The 26,679-nt window shown below is 52.3% G+C and carries 24 protein-coding genes and 1 pseudogene; 18 read left to right on the top strand and 7 right to left on the bottom strand.

The features are described from left to right. Positions 1-312 precede the first annotated feature (312 nt). Genes narH through narI form a run of 3 tightly spaced genes read left to right on the top strand, consistent with a single transcriptional unit; the run spans position 313 to position 3,226 of the window. Complete coding sequence (gene narH / locus EL143_RS11450) at positions 313-1,872, top strand: nitrate reductase subunit beta (RefSeq protein WP_085416225.1); 1,560 nt, start codon at positions 313-315, stop codon at positions 1,870-1,872. Next, positions 1,872-2,540: a nitrate reductase molybdenum cofactor assembly chaperone gene (gene narJ, locus EL143_RS11445; protein ID WP_085416224.1), complete on the top strand. Its 669-nt coding sequence runs from the start codon at positions 1,872-1,874 to the stop codon at positions 2,538-2,540. The genes narH and narJ overlap by 1 nt, the downstream gene beginning before the upstream one ends. Positions 2,541-2,542: 2 nt before the next feature. Further along, positions 2,543-3,226, top strand: a complete 684-nt coding sequence (narI, locus tag EL143_RS11440; protein WP_197719600.1) for a respiratory nitrate reductase subunit gamma — start codon at positions 2,543-2,545, stop codon at positions 3,224-3,226. Between the two features lie 303 nt (positions 3,227-3,529). Here narI and EL143_RS11435 read toward each other — a convergent pair whose 3' ends face one another. After that, positions 3,530-3,946, bottom strand: a complete 417-nt coding sequence (locus EL143_RS11435; RefSeq protein ID WP_085416222.1) for a hypothetical protein — start codon at positions 3,944-3,946, stop codon at positions 3,530-3,532. Between the two features lie 439 nt (positions 3,947-4,385). After that, the gene (gene pdxA, locus EL143_RS11430; RefSeq protein WP_085416220.1) at positions 4,386-5,372 is read right to left on the bottom strand and encodes a 4-hydroxythreonine-4-phosphate dehydrogenase PdxA; all 987 of its coding nucleotides are present in this window, start codon (positions 5,370-5,372) and stop codon (positions 4,386-4,388) included. A gap of 393 nt (positions 5,373-5,765) precedes the next feature. Here pdxA and EL143_RS11425 point away from each other — a divergent pair, with 393 nt between their 5' ends. Next, the gene (locus EL143_RS11425) at positions 5,766-6,377 is read left to right on the top strand and encodes a glutathione S-transferase family protein (protein ID WP_085416219.1); all 612 of its coding nucleotides are present in this window, start codon (positions 5,766-5,768) and stop codon (positions 6,375-6,377) included. 74 nt (positions 6,378-6,451) lie between these two features. Here EL143_RS11425 and EL143_RS11420 read toward each other — a convergent pair whose 3' ends face one another. Further along, a complete protein-coding gene (locus tag EL143_RS11420; RefSeq protein WP_085416218.1) occupies positions 6,452-6,808 on the bottom strand; it encodes a RidA family protein in 357 nt (118 codons plus the stop codon). Positions 6,809-6,884: 76 nt separating this feature from the next. Here EL143_RS11420 and ybaK point away from each other — a divergent pair, with 76 nt between their 5' ends. The 8 genes from ybaK to EL143_RS11380 all read left to right on the top strand — a co-directional run bounded on the left by ybaK (position 6,885) and on the right by EL143_RS11380 (position 17,173). Next, entirely contained in the window at positions 6,885-7,367 is a 483-nt protein-coding gene (gene ybaK, locus EL143_RS11415; RefSeq protein ID WP_085416217.1) for a Cys-tRNA(Pro) deacylase, read from the top strand. 27 nt (positions 7,368-7,394) lie between these two features. After that, entirely contained in the window at positions 7,395-7,808 is a 414-nt protein-coding gene (locus tag EL143_RS11410) for a DUF4870 family protein (RefSeq protein ID WP_085416216.1), read from the top strand. Between the two features lie 248 nt (positions 7,809-8,056). Further along, complete coding sequence (locus EL143_RS11405) at positions 8,057-8,932, top strand: hypothetical protein (RefSeq protein ID WP_085416215.1); 876 nt, start codon at positions 8,057-8,059, stop codon at positions 8,930-8,932. Positions 8,933-9,033: 101 nt separating this feature from the next. Then, positions 9,034-11,265, top strand: coding sequence for a DNA internalization-related competence protein ComEC/Rec2 (locus tag EL143_RS11400; protein ID WP_126326787.1), 2,232 nt, complete (start codon positions 9,034-9,036; stop codon positions 11,263-11,265). Between the two features lie 132 nt (positions 11,266-11,397). After that, positions 11,398-14,559 carry an Ig-like domain-containing protein gene (locus EL143_RS11395; protein WP_085416214.1) on the top strand — a complete coding sequence of 1,054 codons (3,162 nt, stop codon included), beginning with the start codon at positions 11,398-11,400 and terminating at the stop codon, positions 14,557-14,559. Positions 14,560-14,856: 297 nt separating this feature from the next. Next, positions 14,857-15,606, top strand: coding sequence for a molybdate ABC transporter substrate-binding protein (gene modA / locus EL143_RS11390; protein ID WP_085416213.1), 750 nt, complete (start codon positions 14,857-14,859; stop codon positions 15,604-15,606). A 242-nt stretch (positions 15,607-15,848) separates the two neighbouring features. Next, positions 15,849-16,523, top strand: a complete 675-nt coding sequence (gene modB, locus EL143_RS11385) for a molybdate ABC transporter permease subunit (RefSeq protein WP_085416212.1) — start codon at positions 15,849-15,851, stop codon at positions 16,521-16,523. Continuing rightward, on the top strand, positions 16,523-17,173 hold the full coding sequence (locus EL143_RS11380) for a sulfate/molybdate ABC transporter ATP-binding protein (RefSeq protein WP_085416211.1): 651 nt from the start codon (positions 16,523-16,525) through the stop codon (positions 17,171-17,173). The genes modB and EL143_RS11380 overlap by 1 nt, the downstream gene beginning before the upstream one ends. 232 nt (positions 17,174-17,405) lie before the next feature. Here EL143_RS11380 and EL143_RS11375 read toward each other — a convergent pair whose 3' ends face one another. Further along, positions 17,406-17,804: an MliC family protein gene (locus EL143_RS11375; RefSeq protein WP_085416210.1), complete on the bottom strand. Its 399-nt coding sequence runs from the start codon at positions 17,802-17,804 to the stop codon at positions 17,406-17,408. A gap of 245 nt (positions 17,805-18,049) precedes the next feature. After that, positions 18,050-18,855 (bottom strand): annotated as a pseudogene (locus tag EL143_RS13025) (integrase core domain-containing protein). A gap of 82 nt (positions 18,856-18,937) precedes the next feature. On the opposite strand from EL143_RS13025, the gene EL143_RS11365 reads away from it, so the two are divergent. Further along, positions 18,938-19,795: a DMT family transporter gene (locus EL143_RS11365; protein WP_085417579.1), complete on the top strand. Its 858-nt coding sequence runs from the start codon at positions 18,938-18,940 to the stop codon at positions 19,793-19,795. Between the two features lie 69 nt (positions 19,796-19,864). After that, positions 19,865-20,212, top strand: a complete 348-nt coding sequence (locus tag EL143_RS11360) for a SpoIIAA family protein (protein WP_085417578.1) — start codon at positions 19,865-19,867, stop codon at positions 20,210-20,212. A 71-nt stretch (positions 20,213-20,283) separates the two neighbouring features. Here EL143_RS11360 and EL143_RS12775 read toward each other — a convergent pair whose 3' ends face one another. Further along, a complete protein-coding gene (locus tag EL143_RS12775) occupies positions 20,284-21,972 on the bottom strand; it encodes a calcium-binding protein (protein WP_085417577.1) in 1,689 nt (562 codons plus the stop codon). Positions 21,973-22,442: 470 nt separating this feature from the next. Beyond that, positions 22,443-23,330, bottom strand: a complete 888-nt coding sequence (gluQRS, locus tag EL143_RS11350; protein ID WP_085417110.1) for a tRNA glutamyl-Q(34) synthetase GluQRS — start codon at positions 23,328-23,330, stop codon at positions 22,443-22,445. 158 nt (positions 23,331-23,488) lie between these two features. Between gluQRS and tsaB the strand changes: the two genes are divergently transcribed. The 4 genes from tsaB to EL143_RS11325 all read left to right on the top strand — a co-directional run bounded on the left by tsaB (position 23,489) and on the right by EL143_RS11325 (position 26,440). Then, complete coding sequence (gene tsaB / locus EL143_RS11345) at positions 23,489-24,166, top strand: tRNA (adenosine(37)-N6)-threonylcarbamoyltransferase complex dimerization subunit type 1 TsaB (RefSeq protein WP_085417111.1); 678 nt, start codon at positions 23,489-23,491, stop codon at positions 24,164-24,166. 3 nt (positions 24,167-24,169) lie between these two features. Next, positions 24,170-24,613 (top strand): ribosomal protein S18-alanine N-acetyltransferase, encoded by a 444-nt coding sequence (gene rimI, locus EL143_RS11340; protein ID WP_085417112.1) that lies wholly within the window; start codon positions 24,170-24,172, stop codon positions 24,611-24,613. After that, positions 24,607-25,440 (top strand): uracil-DNA glycosylase family protein, encoded by an 834-nt coding sequence (locus EL143_RS11335; protein ID WP_085417113.1) that lies wholly within the window; start codon positions 24,607-24,609, stop codon positions 25,438-25,440. Before rimI ends, EL143_RS11335 begins: the two co-directional genes overlap by 7 nt. A 748-nt stretch (positions 25,441-26,188) precedes the next feature. Then, positions 26,189-26,440: a hypothetical protein gene (locus tag EL143_RS11325; RefSeq protein ID WP_085417115.1), complete on the top strand. Its 252-nt coding sequence runs from the start codon at positions 26,189-26,191 to the stop codon at positions 26,438-26,440. Positions 26,441-26,679 lie beyond the last annotated feature (239 nt).

Here is a 26,679-nt window from a genome sequence, read left to right as displayed (position 1 = left end):
AGGTATAAGTTATGCGGTTCCGCCTGGCATGGAATTTTAAACGCTCCCTCATCGCTATCATCAATCTTCAAATACTTCCAAAGTATTATTTCCGTTCACTCTTTCTGCTACCCCTTTCCCCTTATTTTGCCGCTGCTTCTTAAGCTTTCTGTGCATATTTTTCTTGCGTGCAGTCATTTACACTTTTACACGTCGAAAATTTTTTTACACCAAACTTTACCGCTACCGTCCAATCATTAACGGCTATTTTTCAGGCAGGCATTGTGCTTGATTGGATGTCTGTCTGAAAACCAAACCAAAAGGAACACTACCATGAAAATCAGAGCACAAGTCGGCATGGTTCTGAACTTAGACAAATGTATCGGCTGCCACACCTGCTCCGTTACCTGTAAAAACGTCTGGACTTCGCGCGACGGCGTGGAATATGCGTGGTTTAACAACGTGGAAACCAAGCCCGGCATCGGTTTTCCGAAAAACTGGGAAGACCAAAACAAATGGAACGGCGGCTGGGTGCGCAAACCCGACGGCAAGCTGGTGCCGAAGCAGGGCGGCAAGTTGAAGATTTTGGCGAATATTTTTGCCAACCCGAATATGCCGAAAATCGACGACTACTACGAGCCGTTCACCTACGATTACGAGCATCTGCAAAACGCGCCGAAAATGAAAACGCCGCCGACCGCGCGTCCGATTTCCGTGCTCACCGGCAAAAAAATGGACAAAGTGGAATGGGGTCCGAACTGGGAAGACGATTTGGCGGGCGAGTTTGAGAAGCGGGCGAAAGACGTGCTGTTTGAAGGCATTCAGAAAGACATGCACGCTGCGTTTGAGCAAACCTTCATGATGTATCTGCCGCGCCTGTGCGAGCATTGTTTGAACCCGACCTGCGTGGCGTCCTGCCCTTCCGGCAGCATTTACAAGCGTGAAGACGACGGTATCGTGTTGATCGACCAAGACAAATGCCGCGGCTGGCGCATGTGCGTATCCGGCTGCCCCTACAAAAAAATCTACTACAACTGGACTTCGGGCAAGGCCGAAAAATGCACGTTCTGCTACCCGCGTATCGAAGGCGGCCAGCCGACCGTGTGTTCCGAAACCTGCGTAGGCCGCATCCGTTATTTGGGCGTGCTGCTGTATGACGCAGACAAAATCGAACAGGCCGCTTCGGTAGCCAACCCGCAAGATTTGTACGAACAGCAATTGGGCGTGTTCTTGAATCCGCACGACCCCGAAATACAACGAGAAGCCTTGAAACAGGGCATCAGCCAAAGTTGGATTGATGCGGCCAAACAATCGCCGGTGTACAAAATGGCGATGGAGTGGAAAGTGGCGTTCCCGCTGCACCCCGAATACCGCACCTTGCCGATGGTTTGGTATATCCCGCCGCTCTCGCCGATTCAATCTGCCATCGAAAACGGTTTGGTGGGCGAAAACGGCATCATCCCGAGCGTGGACGAAATGCGCATCCCGCTGAAATATCTGGCCAACCTGCTCACCGCAGGTAAAGTCGAGCCGATCAAATTCGCGCTCGAACGCATGATTGCCATGCGCCGTTTCAAACGCGGACAAGTGGTTCACGGCGAAACGCTGGCGCAAACGCTGGAAGGCACCGGCCTCACGCCCGAGATGGTGGAGGACATGTATCAAATCATGGCGATTGCCAATTATGAAGACCGCTTTGTGATTCCGACTTCGCACAAAGAAATGGTGGAAAACAGCTTCGGCGACAAAGCCGGCTGCGGCTTTACCTTCGGCAACGGCTGCTCCGGCGGCAGCAGCGAAGAGAGCTTGTTCGGCAAACGCAAAGGCGCGCCGATTATCTTCCACGGCCTGCGCAAAGATGCCGAGAAAAACCGTGAAGAAGGAGTACGCTGATGAGCGCGAATCCTGTTTACAAATGGTTTTCCGCGCTGCTGTGCTACCCCGAAGCCGAGCTGATCGAAGCCCTGTCTGAATTTCAGACGGCCTTACAAGAATGGCCCGAGCTGCAAACGCAAGCAGGCCGTCTGAACAGCTTTTTAGACTATTTAAACAGCCACAGCCTGCGCGAATTACAGGAAAACTACGTCGCCACTTTCGACCGCAACCGCAACCATGCGCTCTACATTTTCGAGCATGTGTACGGTGAAGACCGCGACCGCGGAAGCGCCATGGTGGACTTGCTGCAAGAATACCGCAACCACGGTTTCGAGTTGGGCAACGATGAGCTGCCCGATTACCTGCCCGTATTGCTGGAATACCTGAGCCAAGTGGCGCCCGAACACGCGCAAAAACTGTTGGGCGATGCCGTGCATGTGATCGCCCACATCGGCGGCAAACTCGAGAAAAACGGTTCGCCCTATGCCGTGCTGCTGCAAGGCATCACAGCCCTCAGCCCGGTAGCGCCGCAGCCCCTCATCGAGCCGCCCGTGCGCGATATGGACGAAGCGATGGAAACGTTCGGCCCCGATATTTCCGGCACCGAGCCGCTGCTGAAACCGAGCGTCGAAACCGTACAGTTTTATCCTAAAGCCGCTTTTCAGACGGCCCAAACAGGAGCATAAACATGAATACCCTGCACCAATTCTTCTTCGGCATCTTCCCCTACATTGCCCTCGCGATTTTCTTCTTCGGCAGCCTCGTGCGCTTCGACCGCGAACAATATTCGTGGAAAAGCGAATCCAGCCAAATCCTGTATGAAGGCCAATTGCGCGTGGGCAACATTCTGTTTCACGTCGGCATTTTGGCCGTGTTTTTCGGGCACTTGTTCGGCCTGCTCACGCCTTTATGGTTTTGGGACGCGCTGGGCATTTCCCACGGAGCCAAGCAGATTTTTGCGATGGTGATGGGCGGCATCTTCGGCGTGATGGCGATGATCGGTTTGATTATCCTGCTGCAACGCCGTCTGAAATGCGACCGCTTGGCCGTCAACAGCACTTGGCGCGACAAATTGGTGCTGATTTGGCTCATTATCACCTTAGGCTTGGGTTTGCTGACCATCTTCGTGAGCATGGGCCATACCGACGGCCACGAAATGGTGAAACTGATGACTTGGGCGCAGCACATCGTTACCTTCCGCGGTGATGCCGCCGGCCATATCGAAGACGTGAACTTCCTGTTCAAACTGCATATGGTGATGGGTATGGGCTTGTTTGTGATTTTTCCCTTCACCCGCTTGGTGCATGTGTGGAGCGGCTTCGCAAGCGTCGCCTACCTCGGCCGTGCGTGGCAGTTGGTGCGCCGCCGTTAAGATTCCTAATCATAAGTAAGTGAAAAACCAAACAGACTGGTTGTTATGCTCGGGTTGGAACCCGGGCATTTTTTTAGGGTTTGGGGCAATAGAACCGATTAATCGTCAGTTTATTTGCTCTAGACAAGCTCGAGTATGACGGTACCGTTATTATGTAAGTGGATTAACTATGCAGCTTCATCGCAGCTTCATCGCATGTGCTTGAATGAAGAAATACCTGTCTGAAAAGTGTTTTTCAGACAGGCATTTTATTGGTGGCGACCCTATTCAATACAGCAACACAAGAGTTTAAGGATTTTGCAGTCAGTCTCTCTTTCTGGATTCAGGCAGGCATAGAGAGAAAGCCCATCCTGCAAATGCGCCGCACAAGCCGGCCAACAAACCTTGCGTGAAGCTCAGTTCGTAGATCAGCCATCCTGTGAGCAGGGAAGTGGATGCGGCGGTGGCTATGGTTACCAATGTGCCGAAAACGCCGCGCTTCAGATCCATAATAAACCACACGGCCCAAGTGAGCACTGAGGGCAGGAAGCCGAAACGCCAGCCCATCAAGGCCAGGTTAAGCAGCATATCGGGGTTGCGGGCGGCTTGTACGCCGGGGTTGAATGACAGCGCAACAATCACAGGAAGCATGCCCACCATGCCGCCGACCAGCGCCAATATGCCGAGCAGCCACCAATAGCGCCCATCAGTTTTTCTGTATTCCCATCCAAGTATATTCATAACGATATTTCCTGTTTGTGTTTGGTTATAGTTGCGTATCCGCCCACCTGAAAGTGATGCACTGCTGATAGCGCGGGCTGTATATGGCCCCTTATAACCATTTGAGAGACACAACTATAATTTTTTATGTAGAGTAAATGATTTGAAGCTTGTGGGTGGATTATAACAACTTTTTAATTAATTTTACAATTTAATGTGAAAAAAATTTTGATGTAAATAAAACCTGATGAGTTTTAAACTCCCTTTAAATAAAATGATTTGCAAGCGGTTTTCTTTTTTGACGAAAGGTTGTTTGAGCGTTTTTAAAGTGATTTTTTTGAAACATAAGTTAAAAAATGGAATTTTATGTTTTGGTTTGTAATTGTTTTGGTGCGGGTTTATACCGAAAGCAAGGTACAGGCTTGTGTTGGAAACATATTTCTTGCCGCCAGCCGGATAACTACAGATATGAATTTTGCGCGGTAGCCATTTCATAAGCCGTGTGTACTGCGGCAATCAGGCTGCCGGAACGGGCTTTGCCTGTGCCTGCCAGTTCGAGGGCGGTGCCGTGATCAACCGAAGTGCGGATAAACGGCAGGCCGAGGGTGATGTTGACGCTGTTGCCGAAACCCGCGTATTTCAACACGGGCAAGCCTTGGTCGTGGTACATGGCGAGCACGGCATCGGCGTGTTCCAGCATAAAGGGCTGAAACAGCGTGTCGGCGGGGTAGGGGCCGCAGATGTTGATGCCTTCTGCCTGCAGGGCTTTGAATGCGGGGATGATGACGTCGATTTCTTCGCGCCCCAAATGCCCGCCTTCTCCGGCGTGCGGATTGAGGCCTGCGGCGAGGATGTTGGGTGATTCAATGCCGAATTTGTGTTTCAGGTCGTGATGCAGCACGCGGACAATATCGTGCAGCAGCGGCCGGCTGATAGCGGCGGCCACGTCTTTCAGCGGCAGGTGGGTCGTGACCAGTGCAACGCGCAGGCCGCCGCCTGCCAGCATCATAACCACTTGTTTGGCTTCGGATTTTTCGGCCAGGTATTCGGTGTGCCCGCTGAAAAACGGGCCGCCCGCATCGTTGATGATGCCTTTGTGCAGCGGGGCGGTAACCATGCCGGCGAATTGTTTGCGTTCTATGCCTTCGTAAGCGGTGTCTAAAAGGTCGAGCACATAAGATGCGTTGGCAACGTTCAGCTTGCCCGCTTCGCAAGCGGCGTTTAAAGGGATGTGCCACACTTCCAACACGCCTTTTTCAGACAGGCCTTGCAGATCGTAGGGCTTGATTTCAATGGATTTGCCAAGCATTTGCGCGCGTTGCCGAAGCAGGTTGATGTCGCCCAAAACTACAGCGCGGCAGGGCAGGCTGGCGTGTGCCAAATCAAGGCAGATATCGGGGCCGATACCGGCAGGTTCGCCCGAGGTAATGGCTAATGTGGGTTGCATGGCGCAGGGCTTTCTGAGGAAAAGAGTTAAACGGACTATATCATCAATTGCGTGGCAATGCCTGTCTGAAAAGGGTTTCAGACAGGCATTTTGCTGCTGACAGAAATTGTCATGACAAGCTGTTATACTGAACCGTATCATTAGCTGGCGCAGCGGCGTGAAAAATGCTTGCGATACGTTCAACCTTGGTGCGCTTTTTGCTTTGTATAGTCAATCCGCTTACATAATAACGATACCGTCATACCCGGGCTCGACCCGAGTATGGGAGCGTACAGTTTTTAAGTTGATTAACTATACTTACAAATTTTCTTTAAAAAGCCGCTGTACAAGCCAGATAGCGACATGCCCCAGATTATGCTATAGAAATTTGTTAACGGAATTGAGGAGCGGAAAATGAAACTGAGCTTTTATACACACCCCATGTCGCGCGGCAGAATTGTGCGCTGGATGCTGGAAGAAACCGGATTGCCTTATGAAACCTTGTTGCTTGAATACGGCGGCAGCATGAAATCGCCCGAATATCGCGCCATTAACCCGATGGGCAAAGTACCTGCGCTGAAGCACGGCGATACGGTGGTTACTGAAACGGCGGCAATCTGCATGTATCTGGCCGATTTGGTGCCGGAAAAGCAGCTTGCGCCGCCGCCGGGCAGCCCTGAACGCGGCACTTATTACCGCTGGATCAGCTTTATGGCGCCGCTGGAGCAATTGATGTTTGCCAAAAGAGGTGCGGCTATGCCGCCGCCCGAGAGTGCGGGTTTCGGCACAGAAGCCGATTTGCTTGATGCATTGGAATCTGCGCTGAAAAACAGGGAATATTTGGCCGGCGGCACGTTTACCGCCGCCGACCTTATGGTGGCTGCCTATGTGGGCTGGTATCTGCAATTCAAGCTGCTGGAGCCCCGCCCGGCTTTTGTTGCGTTTGCCGAACGCCATCGGAAACGTCCTGCGGCATTGCGGGCTGATGAAATTGATGAAGGCCTGTTGGCGCAGCAGGGGGAATAGAAGCCTGTATATTGAAACCAACCGTGCCTGTCTGAAACTATTTTCAGACAGGCACGGTTGGTTTGGCATGAAGGTTATTTCTGAATCTGAACGGCGGAAACTTTGATTTCCACTTTCCATTCCTGTTTGGCGAGTTTGGCTTCCACGCAGGCGCGGGCGGGAGCGCGTTGCGGGTTGACCCAGGCATCCCATGCGATATTCACTGCATCGTAGTCGGCCAAGTCGGGCAGGAAAATGGTGGCTTCGAGAATATGGTTTTTATCCGAACCGCATTGGGCGAGCCAATGGTCGATTTGTTCGAGCACGTTGCGGGTTTGCTCGGTGGCGCCGGCTTCGGTGTTTTCCGGCACCATGCCGGCAAGGAACACGAAACCGTTGGCAACGGTGGCTTCCGAAAGGCGGGGTGTTTGGCCGAAATATTGGATGGTCATCTTTTTCCTTTGAGAGCGGTGGTTAAGTGAAAAGCTATGTTAACATAAGGCCGGTTATTGTTTTGAACATTTTGCTATGGCCAAGCCCGATTATCCGATTACCCCTGCCGTGCGCTTTTTGCGCGAACACAATATTCATTTTGAACCTAAGCTTTACGATTATGTCGAACACGGTGGCACATCGCATTCTGCCGCCTGTTTGGGCGTGGCAGAGCATGAAGTGGTGAAAACCATCGTGCTGCAAAACGAAGCGAAAAAAGGGCTGATTGTGCTGATGCACGGAGACAAGCAGATTTCCACCCGCAACCTGGCGCGTGCACTAGGCATGAAACATATCGAACCGGCCGACCCGAAGCAGGTGAATAAATGGACGGGTTTTTTGGTGGGCGGAACCAGCCCCTTCGGCACCAAAACCGCGCTGCCGGTTTATGTGGAAGAAAGCATTTGGGCTTTGGAGAAAATGTATATCAACGGCGGCAAGCGCGGTTTTCTTGTGGCCGTTTCCCCGCGGGCTTTGATGAGCCTGAACACTGTCAGCGTGAATGTGGCGGTTGATTGAAATCCATATAACCGTGAAAGGCAGAATGTGATTGAAACGCCCATAAGCAAACAGGAAAAAACAGAGCGGGGGCGCATTTGCGGCAATTTGCCTATTCCTGCGTCCTCTGATGAAGCATACAAATATACTTGGATAGTTTATATACTTTATTTTCTCTCGTTTCCTGTAAGCGTCATATCTATTGCAGGTGTGGTTATTGCCTATCTGAAACGGGACGAAACGGCCGGAACGGTTTGTTACGGCCATATGCAGTATCTGATTAAAACGTTTTGGGTGGTTTTAGCCGGCAAACTGATCGGTATCTGTTTGATTGGGTCGTTATTCGTCATTAGCGGCCTGCTTGTGCTATGTATCGTATGGATTTGGTTTATTTACCGTGTGGTGGCGGGCTTTATCAAGTTTAACGAGAATCAGCAGGTATCTGTGAAAAGCTGGTTTTAACAACGCTTTTGAAAAATAAATCCAGCCGGGCGGAAAGCCCGGTTTTGTTGTGGATGTTTTGTTAAGCCGTGCCGAATCTCGAGTTGGAGCAGGCCGGAATACGGTTGTTTTTAAAGTGGGGCATTGAGCGGCCTGTCGAATTGCATGGCAACAATACCGCCAAACCCGAGTATGGCGGATGTGCTGTTTTCCAAGCTGGGTCACAATCAGTGACATGCCTGTCTGAAAACTTTTAAAGGGGTAGCAATATGGTTTTTCTAATCAGCAGTATCGTTTGCAGCGTGGCCGTGTCGGTTTTGCTGAAAATGGCGCGTTCCAAAAAAATCGACATCGAACAGGCGGTGGCCGTGAATTATTTGGTAGCAATCGCGCTGTGTATGGTTTTTCTGAAGCCCGATTTGGGGGCCTGGCGCAGCTTTTTGCCCACTTGGTGGGTGTTCGGTGCGTTGGGTGTGCTGCTGCCTTCGGTTTTTGTGGTGATGGGGCGCTCGGTCGAACGGGCGGGTATTGTGCGGTCGGATGCGGCGCAGAGGTTGTCGCTGTTTCTGCCGGTTGGCGCGTCGTTTCTGATTTTCGGTGAAACGCTCACGCAGGGGCGGGCTGTAGGATTGGCGTTGGCGTTTACGGCTTTGTTTTGTTTGCTGTGGAAATCGGGCGGCGGTAAAAAATCGGGCGGGCTGCTGGCAAATGCGGGCCTGCTGCTCGGCGTGTGGGCGGGCTATGGTGTAATTGATATTCTGTTCAAACAGGTGGCCAAAAGCGGCACGGCCTTTTCGGGCAATCTTTTGGTGGCTTTTTGTTTGGCGGGAATGTTGATGTTCGGCTATCTGTTTGCCAAAGGCGTGAAGTGGACGGCAGCGGGCATCCTCGGCGGCATGATTTTGGGGGTGTTGAATTTCGCCAATATCTTTACTTATGTGCGCGCCCATCAGGTGATGAGCGAAAGCCCGACTTTGGTGTTTGCGGGAATGAATATCGGTGTGATTGTGCTGGGCACGCTGGTGGGGGCGCTGGCGTTTAAGGAAAAAATCAGCAGCATCAATGCGGCGGGTATTGCGGTGGCGGTGTGTGCTATCGGCTGTTTGTTTTATTGGCCGCAAATCAGTGCGCTGTTGGGTTTGTGAGCATAACAATGCCTGTCTGAAAATGTTTCAGACAGGCATTGTTGTATAAGAATGATAAACTTGGCGATAATATCTTTTTTTATTTTTTAACAAGGGAAAACGTGTACCGAATCGAACGCTGTCTGCCCGCATGGGTGTTGGGAGTTGCGGCTTCTTTTGCGTTGCCGGCCGTGCCTGCATGGTATGTAACGGCTGCTGCAGGCACGGGTTTGCTGCTGGTTGCGCGGCGCAGCGGTGTGGCTGTTGTGCTGTTGGCGGCGTTGTTGGGTATGGCATACGGTATCTGGCGCACTGAGCTTGCTTTGGCAAACCAATGGCCTGTCGGGCGGTTTGCGGCAGATACGCTAACGTTGAAAGTAACCGGCCTGCCTCAGCGGGAAGAGCGGCGGGTAAGGTTTGAAGCGCAAGTGCAGGATGCGGGCGGGCGGCAACGGCGGGTTCAGCTTTCCGATTATTCGTTGCGGGATTGGCCTGTGGGCAGTGTGTGGCGGGCTAATGTGAGGCTGCGGGCGCCGGTGGGCGAGGTGAACCTGCGCGGTTTCAATCGGGAAGCGTGGGCGTTGGCCAATGGTTTGGATGCTTTGGGCACGGTCGGGAAGGCGCGCGAACAGGTCGGGCAGGATCCTGCGGGCGGTGTGCTTGGGCTGCGTGTGGCAATCAGCGGCAATTGGCAGCAGGTGCAGGGTTTCGAGCAAGGCGTGGCGCTGATGCGTGCTTTGAGCATAGGCGAGCAAGGTGCGCTGCCGAACCGGGCTTGGCAGGCGTTCCGCCCTTTGGGCTTGACCCACTTGGTCAGCATATCCGGCCTGCATGTCAGTATGGTGGGTTTGATGGCGGCATGGTTGGCGCGGTTGGTGCTGCGCCGGCTGCCGTTTTCGTTTAAAAGGCCGCGCACGGTGGTGTTGGCGGCCGGTTTGGCGGCTGCGTGTCTTTATGCGCTGCTGGCAGGGTTCGGCGTGCCGACGCAGCGCACTGTATTGATGCTGGCTGCATTTGCTTGGATTTGGCATTCGAGAAAAGGGCAGTCCGTTTGGTTTGCCTGGTGGGCGGCGCTCTCGGCCGTGTTGCTGTTTGACCCTCTGGCGGTGTTGGGTGTGGGCACTTGGCTTTCGTTCGGTTTGGTGGCCGCTTTATTGTGGATAAGCGCTTGGCGGTTGGAAGAAAAAGGGTGGCGGGTGTTTTGGCGCGGTCAGTATGCCTTGCTGCTGGTGTCTTTAGTGGCTCTGGGGTTTATGTTTGCCGCTTTGCCTTTAATCAGCCCGCTGGTAAATTTGCTCGCCGTGCCTTGGTTTTCGTGGGTGTTGGTGCCGTTGGCGTTGGCGGCATCCGCATTTCCTTTCATTCCTTTGCAAACTTTCGCGGCCGGTGCAGGTCAATACACGATGCATGCCTTGTTCTGGCTGGGCGACCGGGCGCCGGAATGGAGCGTTGCCGCAGCGCCTGCGGGCTTGTTGTGGTTGGCGGCGGCAGCTGTATCGGCAGCGTTGTTGCCGCGCGGGATGGGGCTGAGGCCGTGGGCGTTTATCGTGTTGGCCGGTTTCGTTTTTTACCGCCCGCCTGCCGTGCCGCATGGTGCTGTAAAGATTACGGTGTGGGATGTCGGGCAGGGGCTGGCCGTCAGCTTTCACACCGCTTCCAAAACGCTGCTGTTCGATACCGGAACGGAAGCTGCGGCGCAAACGCAGCTGATTCCGAGCCTGCGTGCAATGGGTGTGCGCAGGCTGGATGCCGCGGTATTTTCCCATCACGATAACGACCACGACGGCGGAGCCGAACTTATCAGACAGGCATTCAGCCCGACAGTGGTATGGGCGGGTCAGCCCGGATTTTATCCGAATGCACGGCCTTGCCATGAGGGCAAAGCTTGGAACTGGGACGGCGTGCATTTCGAATGGCTAAGCCTGTCTGAAAAATCAGATGACGATAACGAACAAAGCTGTATTTTGCGTGTGGTGGCGGCTGAAAAAGCGTTGCTGGTTACGGGCGATTTGAGCCGGCGGGGCGAGCAGTCGTTGGTCGGGCAATATGGCGAAGACTTGTACAGCCATGTGTTGGTACTCGGCCATCACGGCAGCAACAGCGCGTCTTCAAGCGCATTTTTGAATGTGGTTGCGCCGCAATATGCCATAGCGTCCAGCGGTTTTGCCAACGCTTACGGGCATCCTGCCGAAGCGGTGAAAAACCGCTTGCGCGCGCACGGTATCCGACTGATGCGCACGGATTTGCATGGTGTACAACAATTCTGGTTTGTGAAAAAAGAAGAGAGGTCTTCCGATTTGGAGCCGGATTCAAGCAAACCGTATTGGCAGAAAAAGCCGTTTAAGCATGAATAATAATTCAAAAACAGAATATCTAAATGGGATGCCGGGTATCGGTATGGGATACCATTGATATTGAGTATTTGTTATAAATATTTTTTGTAAATAAGAAGAAGTTAAATTAATCAAACCGTTAGAAAGAAGGCTATGAATAAAAACTATCAACTGAAGATTAACCGTGCAGACAATAGCTCGGAATTGGTTTATACAAATGCTTTAATGCCTGTAGAAATCGAGGCTCGAGGCAGCGAAACATTTACCTTGTACAACGGGGATGGCAGCTTGGCTGATATAACGGTCAAGCGGGAAGGCGATGATTTATTGCTATTGCCGAATAACAAAAACGCTCATCCGATAGCAAAAATTGAAGGATATTACCAACATCATGCCGATTTTGTGAACGGCGAAGCCGTGCTGCAACCGATTCAGGACGGTTCTTTACATGCAAAAGAAGTAGGTATCGGCAAAAAAGCGGCAATCGGTGCGGGCGTGTTGCTCGGTGCGGGTGTGCTTGCAGCTGCGGGTGGTTCTGATGGCGGCGAACCGACCAGTGAAAACAGCCAACGTAAAATCACTTTGAAGCTGGACGAAGTTACCGGAGACGGCGTGTTGAGCATGAGTGAAGCACAGGCTCCGGTAAGCATCAGCGGCCGTGCAGAAGGCGTCGAAGCGGGAGACAAAGTGCAGATTAATGTAAACGGCAAAGCTTATCATGCCGCGGTTTCATCGAACGGTACGTTTAGTGTAAAAGTGGAAGCGGCCGATTTGGTAAACAACAGCAAGCACAACATTACCGCATCGGTAAACGGCAAAGAAGCCGCCAGCCGCAATTATGCGCTGCAAGACGAAGTGGCCGCACAAATCCGCCTGAATCCGGTGGTAGGTAAAAATGATGTGGTTGGAGAAAGCGGCACCGATGAGATTGTTACATTCAGCGGCAAGCTGGTAAGCGCGGATGCCGGGTTGCAGCAATATATTCAAAAAGGCTGGATCAGCGGGCTTGAAATCTATATCGGCAATCAAACTTACCGCGCAACAGTCGGCGAAGACGGCTCGTTCCGCTTTAAAGCCAACGCAAACGATTTGACCAAAGTAGCCAGCGAGCAGGTTTTGGTGAAATATATCGAAAGCCCGTTTCCTTTTTTGAGCGAGTACGGCAACGGTAATTACAATCTTTATGAAGGCATTCCGGACAATGCCGATTTATCGCAGGTGGGCGTTGAATTCGCGGACAACCCGCTGTTTACCAACGATGCCGGCCAGTACCAAGTGGCGGAAAATGCCGGAGACATGCTGGTTACCGCCATCGGCGGCACGGTTAGCGGTGCGGGCAAAGCCGGCGACAGCGTGGTGGTTACGGTAAACGGCACCGACTACCGCACTTCGGTAGGCGAAGACAAAACATTCAGCGTGAATGTGAAAAACAGCGATCTGTATGCCGATGCCGACCACACCTTAAGCGCTGTGCTGACCACAACAAATCAAGCGGGCAAAACCATATCTGCTTCAGACAGCGATGTTTATGCCGTGAAAGAAACGCCAAACGGTGCTGAAAGCGGCGAATCGGGCAATGCCGAGCTGCCGTATTTTATCCGTTCATTGGGCGACGGCAGCTTCCAGGACAAAGGGCTTGCTTTCGGCTACCTTGACAATACGTTCAACTGGCACGGCCCGGGCAGCTCCTTATATGTAACCTATGCCTTTGACCCGGACAGTAAATATGACCGCAGCATGGATAAAGTGCTCAACGGCGGCAAGCCTTTCAGCGAGCAGCAGAAAAACGATATCCGGGCATTGTTTGAAAAATACACCGAATACGCAGGCATCACGCTTGTCGAAACCACCGATGTGGAATCGGCCAATATGGTGCTCTATTTCGATGACATGACGTCAACCGAAAGAACGCCGGGGGATAGCGACCATATCGCCGGCTATGCTTATGCGGGAGGCGACGTACACTTATCGACCAAAGTATTTACGAGTGATGATGCTTTCGGCAGCTACGACGGCGCGGTTACCGTGTTGCATGAAGTGATGCATACTTTCGGCTTCGAGCATCCTTTCAATGAAGACAGCAGCGACAATCCCGACAGCAAAAGCTCTCTGAACAAAAGCGAAGATTTGCCCAAGGATGAAGACGAACTCACATATACCCTGATGTCGTATACGCAGCAAGACGATGTGGGCACGCCTGATCTGCGTGTGTTTGACTTGGCTGCCATGCATTACAATTTCGGTGTTAACCGAGGCCAGCGCAGCGGTAACGACATTTACACCTTCTCCAAATTCAGCCGCAGCAGCAGCGACGGCGGTGTGTATATTTGGGACGGCAGCGGCACCGATACATTCGACGCTTCGGATGCTTGGGCGGGTGTAACCGCAAGTTTGCAGCCCGGAGCGTGGAACTATATCGGTGAAAAAAGCCCTCATCTGATCCATGAGAAAAACGAGCCGGTTAATTTGCGCGAAGCTTTCGGTGTGGAAAACGGAAAAATATGGTCGGTGGCAGAGGGGCGTTATGTAGAAGAAACCATGGCTGATGTTTACCATTCCGGCCAATCCTTTATCGGCTACGGCACGCAGATTGAAAACCTGATCGGCTCAGAGTTCGGCGATACTTTAACCGGCAATAAAGCCGACAACCTGATTGAAGGCGGCGCGGGCGACGACACGATAAACGGCGAAGACGGCAACGACATTCTCGACGGCGGCGCAGGTAACGATACGCTGGCAGGCGGTGCAGGCAATGACACTTACTATGTCGACAGTGAGCACGACCGCATAACGGAAGGTGCAGACGCCGGCGCCGACACCGTGTTCAGCACAAACAACTTCGAGCTTGCCGGATATATCGAAAATCTTACCTTGCTGGGGCAAACCGCTGTGCGCGGCATAGGTAACGATGAAGCCAACCGCATTGTCGGCAACGGCACCGACAATGTACTCGACGGCAAAGCGGGGGATGACGTGCTGAACGGCGGAAAAGGCAGCGATATGCTTACCGGCGGCGCCGGCGCGGATACCTTTGTGTTTGATGCCGCGCTGGACGGTTCAATCGACACCATTACCGATTTCCAATCCGGCGAAGATAAAATCAGCTTGAGCAGCCTTGTATTCGGCATGGATTCGGTTACCGACGGCATGCTGGCATTCGGTGCGGACAAGGCCACGGCGGAAACGCGTTTGGTTTACGATAAAGGCACGCTTTATTATGATGCCGACGGCTCGGGCAGCGGCAACGCGGTTGCGTTTGCCAAACTCGCGTTGGACGACAACCAAACGGCGCAAAACGTGTTTATCGTTGCATAAACGGTTGGTTTAGCTTGAGATAGTTAATCTGCTTACATAATAGCGATACCGTCATACTCGGGCTTGACCCGAGTATCTCGAGTGTACTATTTTTAGCTGATTCGCTATATGCCTGTCTGAAAGACATTCAGACAGGCATATTCTTTTTCAAGAGACTGCGGTTAATCAATTTAAAGAATCACGCATCCGGAAGGCAAAACTACTACTTTAGTATTAGCTAAAAAGTGGTATAAAAAGCACGTTTTGAGCGTGTTATAAACGCCCTGCTTATGAAACCGATACCAAAAAAGGAAAAACATGAACTTTCGCAAAACAGCTTTTGCAGTGGCTTTAATTGCCGCCGTGCCGGCCGCCTCTGCCGCGGAAATCACCGTGTCTGCTGCCGCCAGCCTGAGTGATGCGTTTAAAGAAATTGCCGGGCAATACCAAAAGCAGCATCCCGATGCCAAAATCAAATTGAACACCGCCGCTTCCGGCGCGTTATTGCAGCAGGCTGCCAAAGGTGCGCCGGTTGACGTGTTGGCGTTTGCCGACCAGAAAACCATGGATATGGCCGGCGGGCAAAACCTGATCGTGCCCGCCACACGTAAAAATTTTGCCCGCAACACGCTGGTGGTTGTGGCGCCTGCCGACAGCAAACTGGCTGTTAAGGGTTTGAAAGATTTGCAGCAAAGCAGCGTGAAGCGCATTGCCGTGGGCAATCCGGAAAGCGTGCCGGCAGGCCGTTATGCCAAAGCCGCTTTGGAAAAAGCAGGCGTGTGGACTTCGATCACGCCGAAAATCATCAACACCCAAAACGTACGTCAGGCGCTTGATTATGTAGCGCGCGGCGAGGTGGAAGCGGGTTTTGTGTACAACACCGATGCGCAGATTCAGAAAGACAAAGTGAAAGTGCTGTGGACTGTGCCGCTGGAGAAACCGGTTACTTATCCGATTGCCGTAGCGAAAGACAGCAAGCAGCAGGTCGAAGCCAAACGCTTCGCCGATTATGTGCTTTCTGCCAAAGGGCAGGCGGTTTTGCGGAAATACGGTTTTACCCGGCCTTAAGCACGGCTGTTTTCAGACAGGCATTGTGTCCGGCAGGCGCAATGCCTGTCTGAAATCCATTATGGTTGCGGCAGGATGCGCTTGGAGCAGCCGCTTAATCTAAGCAACTTAATATGCTGCGGTTTGGCTGACTTGTATGAAAAATAAGTTTATTGGTTGGCTCCGCCATGCTTGGGTTGAATCCGGTATGACTGTATTGACCATACGCATTATGCCTGTCTGAAAACGTTTCACTTACCCTTATGACTGAATCCATCTTGATAACCCTCTACCTTTCGCTGAAAGTAGCCGGGCTGGCCACGCTGTTTAACGTGGTTTTAGGTACGGCTGCGGGTTTTGCACTGGCGCGCCTGAAATTTTTCGGGCGCGATTTTCTGGATACGGTGCTCACTTTGCCTATGGTGATGCCGCCGACCGTGCTCGGCTATTACCTGCTGGTACTGCTCGGCCGCAAAGGGCCTTTGGGCGCTTGGTTGCAGGAGCATTTCGGTATCACGTTGATTTTTACCTGGCAAGGCGCGGTGGTTGCCGCCATGGTGGTGACTTTCCCTTTGATTTTCAAACCGGCGAGGGCGGCTTTTGAAAATGTGAATCCGCAGCTTGAGCAGGCCGCCCGTTCGCTCGGCTTGGGTGCCGCTGCCGTGTTTTTCCGTGTGAGTCTGCCGTTGGCTTGGCGCGGCATTTTGGCCGGCGTGCTGCTGGCGTTTGCAAGGGCTTTGGGCGAGTTCGGTGCCACGCTGATGGTGGCGGGCAGTATTCCGAATGAAACGCAAACGCTTTCCATCGCTGTTTACGAAGCGGTTCAGGCAGGCAATGACCCGCTGGCCAACGGTTTGGTATTGCTGATTTCGGCGGTGTGCGTGGTGATTTTGCTGGCCATCGGGCGGGTGGCGGGCGGCAAAGGAAGGAGGGCGTGATGCGGTTTGATTTTTCGGTGCGGAAAACATTTGCCGCGTTCGGGCTGGATGCCGCTTTGCAGTCCGACGCATCCAATATCGCCATTGTCGGCGCGTCCGGCTCGGGCAAAACGCTCACGCTCAATATTTTGGCGGGATTGCTGAAAGCGGATTCGGGGCATATCCGAATACAGGGCGAAAGCTGGTTCGACGGCAAAAAACACCTGCCGCCGCAAGAGCGGCGGGTGGGGCTGGTGTTTCAGGATTATGCGCTGTTTCCACACTTAACCGTGGCGCAAAACATTGCGTTCGGTCTCAACAGCGGGCTGGCCAATCCCAAGCAGCGGCAGGCTCTGGCGCAGGCCGCACCGTGGCTGGAGCGTATGCAGCTTGCACATGTGGCTGCGCACTATCCCGAAGAAATTTCCGGCGGGCAAAAGCAGCGCACGGCGCTGGCGCGCGCTTTGGCCAACCGGCCGAAGCTTCTGCTGCTGGACGAGCCTTTTTCCGCGCTCGACACGGATTTGCGCGCGCAAATGCGGCAGGAAGTGAACGAATTGGCCAAAGAGCAGGGCGTGCCGCTGATTCTGATTACGCATGATATGCAGGATGCGGAAGCGTTGGCGGATGAAATATGGCGTATGGATGCAGGCAGTTTGGGGATGGCATAAATCGATGCCTGTCTGAAAATATAGTCAATTTACTTAAGTTTAAGAACGATACCGTCATACCCGGGCTTGACCCGAGTATCTTGAGTTACGGTAAATTTAAGAGATACTCGGGTCAAGCCTGAGTATGACGAGCATATTATTTTTTAAGTTGATTCACTGTAGATGCTTTGCCGATATTTCCCCGTAATAAAAACGCATCCTGTAACAGGATGCGTTTTGAACAATCAGCCGCTTACATAGCGTTGCAGGAAGTGTCTACTTTGTTGCCGTAAGGATCGGCAAAGCTGAAAAAGGCTTCGTTACCTTTTGAATGCCATTGTGCGCCGCTGCCGAAGAGGCCGGTTTTACCTGTGTAAAGCTCGCCGGAACCGGAACGGGTTTGGCTGAGAACGGCCCGCTTGTCATCCAATGTCAATTCGATTTTATCGTTGCCCATCGGGCGGATTTGGACGGCTAAACCGTTGCGGCATGAAAATTTGGTTGCGTTTCCGCTCGGTGCTTGGTTTTGATCGTGGCTATGATCGTGGCCGTGGTTGTGGCCTTGGTGATTGTGACCGTGGTTTGACTCAGGCGTGGTACAGGCGGCCAAAGCAGCGATGGCGCAAACAGACAGTAAAGATTTTATTTTCATAGTTTATTCTCTCCAAGAAAGATGGTTCCCGGCAACACCCTTGCTACCGGTACAGACTTATACTATGTTGGGGGCAGTACAAGGCAAACAGGTTTAACGCTAATTTACGCCATTATGCAGAAAGTTCGCAGGAGTAATGTGCGTTTTTGATACAAATGCAGCGGGCGGGCAGGGCGTTTCAGACAGGCATAAAGCAGACGACGCCTGTCTGAAACATGTTAAGATGTAAGAAATCCTCGCGTTGTTTACACAACAGATTGAGAAAAATAAGCCTGTAAAACCTCAAAAGGCGTATCGCCCTTCAAGCCCTTATGCGGCTTAACCGTATTATAAAAATTCACAAAACGGCACAATTCCTTCTGCCTGTGTTCCGAATCCATAAACGGAACTTTGTCATGCCACATTTCCATCAGGGTGCGGATTACCCGTTCTGCCTTACCGTTGGTCTGCGGTCGGGCAATACGGGTAAACTTCTGGTTGATGTTGTTCTGCACACAGGCAACCGCAAACGGATGCGACGCATTGCCACGGTATTCCATGCCGTTATCCGAATAGGCACATTCGATGGTATAAGGACAACAGTCAATCACATCACGCAAAAGGAACTTGGCCGCACTAGCCGCTGTACGGTCGGGCAAAATGGCCGCATACAGTTCGCGGGAATAGTCGTCAATGGCGACAAACAGGTAATCTCTCGAGGCGGTTGCTTTTTGGTTTTGCAACAAAGGCAGTCGTTTGGTGTCGAAATGCACCATTTCGCCGGGATAGGATTTGTTGTAGCGTTTGGCCTGTTTCTTGAGCTTTTCTTCGATGTTTTTTCCACTTTTGCCAAACGCTTCATTCCGTATTTGGCCTGTTTGAAACGGTTGTTGGTGCTGTTTTGTGGTGCGAGCAGCTGCAGCCGTGCCGCCTTTAGGATGCGGTAAATGGTAACCCTGCTGACTTGGTATTGCCGGGCCAGTGAGGTAACGGTGATTTTATCCTGCGTATAGGCGCGCCAAACGGCTTGGCGTTGGTGCGGGGTAAGGCGGGTGTTTTTATGGATGTTCATGGCAGTATTGTCTTTCAAATACTGTAAACAACGCTAGAGTTTCTTACAGTTTAAGATGTGCGGTCGGATAAGGATTTTGGATATGGCTGATCAACGCGATGTTCTCGGCTCGGGCTGGATGGTTGTGGCTGCCGCGCTCTTTACGCTGATGAATTTATGGATTAAAGAAATGGGTCAGAAGCACGGTTTCGGCACGGGCGAGCTGGTGTTTTGGCGCATGGCGTTTTCGGCGCTGGTGTTGGGTATGATTGCCAAAGCGCAAGGCAAAACATTTGCCACGCCGCATTTGAAAGCACACCTCAACCGCAGTGTTTCGGGCACTTTGGGCATGTTTTGCATTTTTTATGCGGTTGTCCACCTGCCGCTGGCTACGGGGGTAACGCTCAGCTATACCTCGTCGATTTTTTTGGCTTTGCTGTCGTTTTTGGTGTTGAAAGAGAAAATCCCGACCTATACGCAGCTGATGCTGGTGCTGGGCTTTGCCGGCGTGGTGTTGCTGCTGAACCCTTCGTTTAAGAGCGGGCAGGAGGTGGCCGCTTTGGTGGGTTTGCTGGGCGGTTTGCTGGCGGGCTGGGCGTATTTGCAGGTGCGGGAGCTTTCATTGTTGGGGGAACCGGCTTGGCGGGTGGTGTTTTATCTTTCGCTGGTCGGCACGGTAATGGGGGCGGCATGGGCAACGGTTTCAGGCTGGCATATGCCTTCGGGTGCGGCTTGGCTTTATATTTTGGGCATCGGCGCTTCGGCATTGGGTGCGCAACTTGCAATGACGCATGCTTATAAAGTGGGGCGGAAATTCACGGTGGCCGCACTGGCTTACCTGACGGTGGTGTTTTCTACGCTGGCGGGTATTTTTTGGCTGGGCGATAAAATCGGCTGGCAAGAATGGCTGGGGATGGTTATTATAGTGTTGAGCGGTGTGTTGAGCGCGCTGAAAAAATAGCGGCATGCCGAAGCGGTTTCAGACAGGCATCATGTTTGCCGGTTAATACAATAAGACAAGGAGAACCAAATGATTTCGATCCGAGAACAAGACTACGGTTTGGACATTGCGCTCTATAATGAGTTTACGTTGGAGGATTTCCGCAGCTTTGAAGAAGCCGCGCTTTCTACGGTCAAGCGCATCCACCGGCCGGATCTGCTGTTGGATTTATCCATGCTGAAGGATTTCACCATCGACATGGCGGTGGAACAGCTTAAGTTTTTGCGCGAACATGAAGACGAATTCGGCCGCATCGCGATTGTGGTGGATGATGTGTGGATTCGTTTGGGTACGCATATTTCAAGCCTGCTTACCAACCAGCGCCCTAAATATTTCGACGATGCGGCGTCTGCACAGGCGTGGTTGCGGGCTGATTAACGGCTGATCCGGATGAATTGAAAATGCCTGTCTGAAAATTTTTCAGACAGGCATTTGTTCGGCTTTACGGGTTAGCCCAATACTTCTTGTGCTTTCAACACATCTTCCAATGTCATACCCGTTTCGAAGTTTTGGAACGTGATGGTGTTTTTGTAAGTTTGACCGTCTTTGTTTCCGGTAAAGGTCAGCATGTGTGCGGTATCGTTCCAGGAAGCGTTTTGATCGCTCAATGCTTCGGTAAACACCAGCTTGTCTTTTTCCAGATTGAAATCTTTGATGGTGTCGCGGCCGCTGTTGCTGTTGGTCACAAACACATATTTGTCATAGCCTTCGCCGCTGTCGAGAAAATCGTCGCCCGCGCCGCCGATCAGGATGTCGCTGCCCACTTCGCCGCGCAGAATGTCGTTGCCGCCGTTGCTGCTGCTGTCGAGCAGGGTCGCCCAGTTGCCTGCGATAAAGCTGCGCACGGCATCATCGCTGTTGTTGCCCAGCTGCTGATCCACATAGGCGCGCAGGGCTTCGTAGGCCGTGCTGCCGTCGGGCGCGGTAAAGTCGAGTTTTTCGGTGCTGATGTTGTCGCCGAACAGGATGTCGTGGCCGTTGTTGCCTTCGATGGTGTCGTTGGTGGCTTTAACGGTGTACACGACTTTGTCGTCTCCCATGCCTTTGGTGAACGTGTTGCGGGTGTCGCCGATCAACACATCGTTAACCAAGCGGCCTTGCAGCACATTGTTGGCGCCGTCGGCATTGTCGGCTACTATGATGCTTTCACCGTAAGCATTGCCGCCGGTTTCGTTTACGCGGATCGACAATACCGAATAATCGGTATCCGTGCCGTTGGCTACTTGGTAAATAATGTCGGGCACGCGGCCGCTGAAACCTTCTGCTGGTTTGAACACATATCCGCCGCCGAAATCTATTTGGATGGTGCCTACGCCGTCGATGGTTAATTCTTCGCCCACGGCCGCACTTTTGCCTTTAACGCTGAAACTCAATATGCCGGGGTTTTTTCCGCCTTTTTCAACGAAATAATCGGTTAATACGTTGCCGCTCAGGCTTTTTTGGCCTTTGCGCATAAATGCGTTGTCGTCCTGATCAATCACCACTGCGCCGCCGCCGTATTTTCGGCCCGTGCTGATGGTGTAGATGTCTTTGCCCTGATTATCGTCGGCATCGGTGGATTTTAAAACAAACGTGTGCTGGCCGGCGTTCAAATCTTTCAGGGATAGGGTAAAGTTGCCTTCGTTATCGATGTCATTGATGGTGTAGTGTTCCCGATCCACTTTAACGCGCACGTTTTGGCTGCCGGCTTCTACTTTGCCTTTAATGTCGATGTCGCGCGAGTAGCTGTGCCAGTTGCCCTTGAAGTCGGGATACATCACGCCGTTTTCGGAAATGACCTGCATGCTTTGGTTGTTGCCCTCCACCGTACCGGCGATGCGGGTTGCGGTAATGTTGCCCGAAGCAGATGCCGCTTGCAGCTCGAAGCGCACTTCGCCGCTCATTTCGGTAAGGCCGTAGACGGTGAATGTGCCGTCTGCTTTAATTTGGCTTTTATCAATGGTTGTAAAATATTCCCGTATTGCGGTTTCGCCGTTGTTTTCTTTGGCTGTCCGGTAGGTGTAGATTTTCACATCGGTGCTGGCCGGATCGACTTGGCCTTTGAACGTGATGGCTTGCTTATTGGTGTTGAAGCCGCCTTGTTCTTTCGATGTGCGGCTGTCGTAGCCGTTTACTTCGAACCATTGTGTAACGCTCATATACTAACCTCTCTGTTTATTTGTCGGGCCGGCCGTAACGATTCGGATCAGCCGTGTTATTAAAGTTGTTTTACTATTGTGGGATGCGGCTAACGGCTTCGGTTTTTGAATCAGGCCTGTCTGAAACACCGCAAAACGTTAAAAGCCAAAAGGTTAATCCGATATATGAATAACCGCGCATCCCGAAATGTGCTTACATGCTATACGATTATACCAAGCAAATAAATACAAATTAAACAAAAAACACATGGAAACGGTTTATTTTTATAAAACCTAACTTAAAACAAAACTATATCTTCTGAATTTGTTTTTAATGTTTTATTTACCTTAATAATAGTTATTTAAGATACTATTTATTGGTCTGTTTAAATATACGTTCAGACAGGCGTTGTTGTTATATAAGGTCGGCCAGATATAACAATGCCTGTCTGAAAATGATAAAGCGGGTTCGGGTGTGGCAGCCCGAACCGTCATTCCGTATTGATTGCTGCCTTCGGCACGCTGCCTATGTTCCAATGAGACACGGCCCAATCTAGCAATTCGCGCGGATTATCCGTTGCCGGGGCGGCGGGCAGGTTGAGATAAGCCATTACCTGCCGCAGCAAATTTCCGCGGTTTTGCGTATCAAGTGCCGGAGCTACTGTCTGCTTCGACCATTTTTGCCCCAAAGAGTTCACCAGCAGCGGCAAATGGGCATAATGTGGCGTGGGTGCGCCCAAGCAGCGTTGCAGCCAAATCTGGCGCGGCGTGGACACCAGCAAGTCTTGCCCGCGCACGATATGCGTGATGCCTTGCTCGGCATCGTCCACCACCACGGCAAGCTGATAAGCCCAAAAGCCGTCGGCGCGCAGCAGCACAAAATCGCCGATGTCGCGCGCCAGATTCTGCGCATAATGCCCGATTACTGCGTCGTCAAACCCCACGGTTTCATCCGGCACGCGCAGCCGCCAGGCGGGCGTTTTCGCGTTTGGCGGCGGTGTGTAGCCCTGTACCGCGCAATGACGGTCGTACACAAAGCCGTCTGCGCCTGAGGTTGCCGCTGCCTGCCAGCGTTTGCGGCTGCAATAGCAGGGATAAACCAGGTTCCGCCGTTTTAAATCGGCCAGCGCGGCTTCATACAAGGCATAGCGGCGGCTTTGATATGCCACTTCGCCGTCCCATTCAAAGCCGAACGCTTCCAGCGTGCGCAAAATATCGTCGGCCGCGCCGGCCATTTCGCGCGGCGGATCCAAATCTTCCATGCGCACCAGCCACTTGCCGCCTTGCGATTTGGCGTCGGCATAAGAGGCCAGCGCGGTTAGCAGCGAGCCGATGTGGAGCAGGCCGGTAGGGCTGGGGGCGAAACGTCCGATATACATGATTTGAACTGTGTTGAAAGTGGGAAAGATTTCAGACAGGCATGTTTGCCGTGATAGGCCTGTCTGAAAAAACAATCAGGCATTCTACCCCATTTTGCCGCCTCCGAAACCCTGCCCCAATGCTATAATGCCTGTCTGAAAACAGAATCCGAACAACCATGCAAGCCGATTTTTCCAAGCCCGTGCTGGCCATCGACACCAGCACATCCTGTTTATCCCTCGCCCTGCGTGCCAACGGGCAAACATTCCTGTTTCATGAAGAAGCGGGCAACCGCCAATCCGATTTGATTTTGCCGCAAATCGGCCGATTGTTTGAGCAGGCGGGCATTGCGGCTGCCGACTTGGGCGCAATCGTGTATGCGCAAGGCCCGGGCGCGTTTACCGGCCTGCGTATCGGCGCGGCGGTGGCGCAAGGCTTGGCTGCGCCTTACGGCACGTTATTAATCGGCATCCCCTGCTTGGATGCCGTTGCCTACCAGATTCCCGATGCAGAATGCGTATTGGCCGCAACCGACGCGCGCATGGGCGAAGTGTTTTACGCATGGTTCGATACCAAACACCGCCGCCGCCTGAGCGATTACCAAGTAGGCAAAGTGGCAGACACCGACTTACCTGCAAACACCAAAACACCGCAAGGCATCGGCAATGCTTTCGCTTTGCCCGAGCCGCCGCCGTTTGACGGCGTGCCCGATATGCCCACTGCCGAAACCTATTTGAACTTGGCGCAAAGCGGTTGCTATCCCGCTCAAGAAGCAGCGGCTGCCGAGCTGCTTTATGTGCGCAACAAAATCGCGCTCACCGCAAAAGAGCAGGCCGAGCGCAAAGCGCAGGGGTAAACCGTGAACATCCGCCCCGCCGCCGCTGCCGACTGCCCGATGCTTGCCGCTATCGACCGCATGTGCAACCCTTCGCCGTGGTCAGAAGCGCAGTTTGCCGGTGCGCTGGCCAATCAACACGAAACCGTGCTGTTGGCCGAACAGCAGGGCATTGTGTTGGGTTTTATCGTGTGGCACACGCTGTTTGAAACATCCGAGCTGCACCTGATTGCCACCGCGCCTGAACACCGCGGCCGCGGCATCGCCACCGCCCTGATGGCAGAATGGTTTCAGACAGGCATTAAAGAAGGTGCAACGCATTATTATCTGGAAGTGCGCGCCGGCAACGAAAACGCGCAAGCTTTATACCTGAAACACGGATTTGCCCAAACAGGCCGCCGCCGCGATTATTATTCCCTGCCCGGCAACCGGCGCGAAGACGCCCTGATTATGGAGAAAACATGCTGAGCAGCCGCTATCTTCACCTGCACGAAGCGCTCGGATTAGGCCCCATGTGGCTGAAACGCGGCGCCGTGGTGCTGCCCGCCGAATCCGAACAAGCGGGCGTGGTTGAAGCTGTCAAAACAGCGGCTTTGCCGCAGGTTCCAAAACAAGTTGCTGCACCGGAAAAAGCGGTGGCCAAACCGGTTCCGCAAGCCGCCCGGCCTGTGCCGCCCGAACCTGCCGCGCCGGCCGTGCCGATTTCAGGTGCACATGCCGCCACGTTGGCCTCATTGGGCTTGAAAACCCTGCGCCAGAAAGAACGGGAAGCCGCAGCCGAAGAGGCGGCGAAACAGGTTGTTCCGGCAGAGCCGCAACCCGACCCCGACAACACCGTAGCCCGCCACAAACAACGCCTGTCTGAAACCGTTCGCCCGGCCAAGCTCATGATTGTGAGCATCTGCCCGTCGCCGGAAGACAATATCGCAGGACGGCTTTTCAGCGGCAAAGTGGGCGAACTTTTGGCCAATATGCTGGCCGCCATCGGCATGGACATGCAGCAAACCCACCCCACCAGCTGGCTTGACGCTACCGAGTTCAACCCCAATCCCGACGCCGCCAAACTCGCCCGCGCATTGCCGCGCATCCGTGCCGAACTCGAGCTTGCCGGGCCGCAGGCCGTATTGTTTCTCGGCCAGTTTTTCACCGCACCCGAGCAGGCGGATACGATGGCCGAACTGTGCGGCGGCCTGCCTGTGTTTACCGTTCCCCATCCCGCCCGCCTGTTGCGCCATCCGCTGCAAAAGGCCGAAGCGTGGGTGGAATTGAAGCGCTTGAGGGAAGTGTTGAAGTAGGCGGAATTGACTACGTTCGTCATGCTCGGGCTTGACCCAAGCATCTTGAATTCCTGTAACCTTAGAAGATGCTCGGGTCAAGCCCGAGCATGACGAAAAACATAATAAAAATAAGTTTATTCGCTATACAAGCATTCGTCCTGAATATCTTGGGTTTCGGTAACCTTTGTTACAACGGCTTGCCCGCTGGCGCCGCCGAACGGAGCGAGGGTTTCGGGGGAACAAGGCCGCTCCCGGAGCGAAGCGACTAGCGGCCGCCCCGAAAATCCCGCGCAATGAGGGCAGTTTGCGCAGCAAACCGGCAATCGCGGTCGCCTTTCTTTGCTTACTTTCTTTGGCGAAGCAAAGAAAGTAAGTGGCCGCGCGGCCATGAAGCGCAAACTGAAATAATGGGGAGCTGTTTAAAGAGTAATCTGATTATTTAGTCATAATCGACGCAAAGGGAGATATTCGAGTCAAATCTGAATATGATAGGCATTCAATTTTTAAGTTAATTCACTTTGGGTTGAATTGAAAAAGCCTGTTTGAAAAAATTTGAACTTAACGACACTCGACTTGTCACTATTTATGATTATGGAATAATTTATGCTGGTACAGTATTCCATAAAAAGAATTTAAGAATAAAAGAGCTCTTTAAAATATTGAGATTTTTTATTCTTAAATATGGAAAGAAATAAATAATTTCTTTCTGCTTAATTTGTGATAGTCGAATACTATATTTATTTTTAATTTTTTTAAGGAGATTACTATGCAAACTTTAGTGATAAATGAATTTGGTGCCCGTGAATTAACTATGGCTGAATTGGATTTGATTGCTGGTGGTGCATGGAGTTGGAAAGAGTTTGGTAGATATACTGCTACAGGTGCTGTTTCTACTGGTATTGCAGGAGGTGTTGCTGGTGCTGCTTTCGGGCCTGGTGCTATTCCTGGTGCTGCGGTTGGGTTCGTTGGAGGAGCTTTAGGAGGCGCTGCTGCTTATACTGTCGCAGGCTGGTGGTAATTTATTAGCAAGCAAAAGATGCGATCTTTGCATCTTTTGCTTGCTAATTTTGTTTCTATAATCGAATAACTTAAGTTGAGTTCAATTATGAAAATCAAAAAGATCGTTTTTTATGCTGTATTTTTTATCATTTCTGCATTTGTTTCTTATTTATTGGGAGCTGGTTTAATACAAATAGTCATATCCTGTTTGATTGCTACTATTGTTTTTGCTTTTATTACGGAAAAGTATTTTGTTAA

This window comes from Neisseria canis (genome assembly GCF_900636765.1).
In the GTDB taxonomy this organism is placed as follows: domain Bacteria; phylum Pseudomonadota; class Gammaproteobacteria; order Burkholderiales; family Neisseriaceae; genus Neisseria; species Neisseria canis.
Note: the sequence above shows the minus strand (reverse complement) of the source record. Positions and strands in the feature narration are given on the sequence as shown.

Bases quoted from the DNA above. Each gene is read 5' to 3' on its own strand.
- EL143_RS11325 (WP_085417115.1), top strand. From the start codon at position 26,189: ATGCAAACTTTAGTGATAAATGAATTTGGTGCCCGTGAATTAACTATG.
- tsaB (WP_085417111.1), top strand. From the start codon at position 23,489: ATGCAAGCCGATTTTTCCAAGCCCGTGCTGGCCATCGACACCAGCACA.
- EL143_RS11375 (WP_085416210.1), bottom strand. From the start codon at position 17,804: ATGAAAATAAAATCTTTACTGTCTGTTTGCGCCATCGCTGCTTTGGCC.
- EL143_RS12775 (WP_085417577.1), bottom strand. From the start codon at position 21,972: ATGAGCGTTACACAATGGTTCGAAGTAAACGGCTACGACAGCCGCACA.
- EL143_RS11435 (WP_085416222.1), bottom strand. From the start codon at position 3,946: ATGAATATACTTGGATGGGAATACAGAAAAACTGATGGGCGCTATTGG.
- modA (WP_085416213.1), top strand. From the start codon at position 14,857: ATGAACTTTCGCAAAACAGCTTTTGCAGTGGCTTTAATTGCCGCCGTG.
- gluQRS (WP_085417110.1), bottom strand. From the start codon at position 23,330: ATGTATATCGGACGTTTCGCCCCCAGCCCTACCGGCCTGCTCCACATC.
- EL143_RS11360 (WP_085417578.1), top strand. From the start codon at position 19,865: ATGATTTCGATCCGAGAACAAGACTACGGTTTGGACATTGCGCTCTAT.
- EL143_RS11365 (WP_085417579.1), top strand. From the start codon at position 18,938: ATGGCTGATCAACGCGATGTTCTCGGCTCGGGCTGGATGGTTGTGGCT.
- narH (WP_085416225.1), top strand. From the start codon at position 313: ATGAAAATCAGAGCACAAGTCGGCATGGTTCTGAACTTAGACAAATGT.
- modB (WP_085416212.1), top strand. From the start codon at position 15,849: ATGACTGAATCCATCTTGATAACCCTCTACCTTTCGCTGAAAGTAGCC.
- EL143_RS11335 (WP_085417113.1), top strand. From the start codon at position 24,607: ATGCTGAGCAGCCGCTATCTTCACCTGCACGAAGCGCTCGGATTAGGC.
- narJ (WP_085416224.1), top strand. From the start codon at position 1,872: ATGAGCGCGAATCCTGTTTACAAATGGTTTTCCGCGCTGCTGTGCTAC.
- ybaK (WP_085416217.1), top strand. From the start codon at position 6,885: ATGGCCAAGCCCGATTATCCGATTACCCCTGCCGTGCGCTTTTTGCGC.
- narI (WP_197719600.1), top strand. From the start codon at position 2,543: ATGAATACCCTGCACCAATTCTTCTTCGGCATCTTCCCCTACATTGCC.
- EL143_RS11380 (WP_085416211.1), top strand. From the start codon at position 16,523: ATGCGGTTTGATTTTTCGGTGCGGAAAACATTTGCCGCGTTCGGGCTG.
- EL143_RS11405 (WP_085416215.1), top strand. From the start codon at position 8,057: ATGGTTTTTCTAATCAGCAGTATCGTTTGCAGCGTGGCCGTGTCGGTT.
- EL143_RS11420 (WP_085416218.1), bottom strand. From the start codon at position 6,808: ATGACCATCCAATATTTCGGCCAAACACCCCGCCTTTCGGAAGCCACC.
- EL143_RS11425 (WP_085416219.1), top strand. From the start codon at position 5,766: ATGAAACTGAGCTTTTATACACACCCCATGTCGCGCGGCAGAATTGTG.
- pdxA (WP_085416220.1), bottom strand. From the start codon at position 5,372: ATGCAACCCACATTAGCCATTACCTCGGGCGAACCTGCCGGTATCGGC.
- EL143_RS11395 (WP_085416214.1), top strand. From the start codon at position 11,398: ATGAATAAAAACTATCAACTGAAGATTAACCGTGCAGACAATAGCTCG.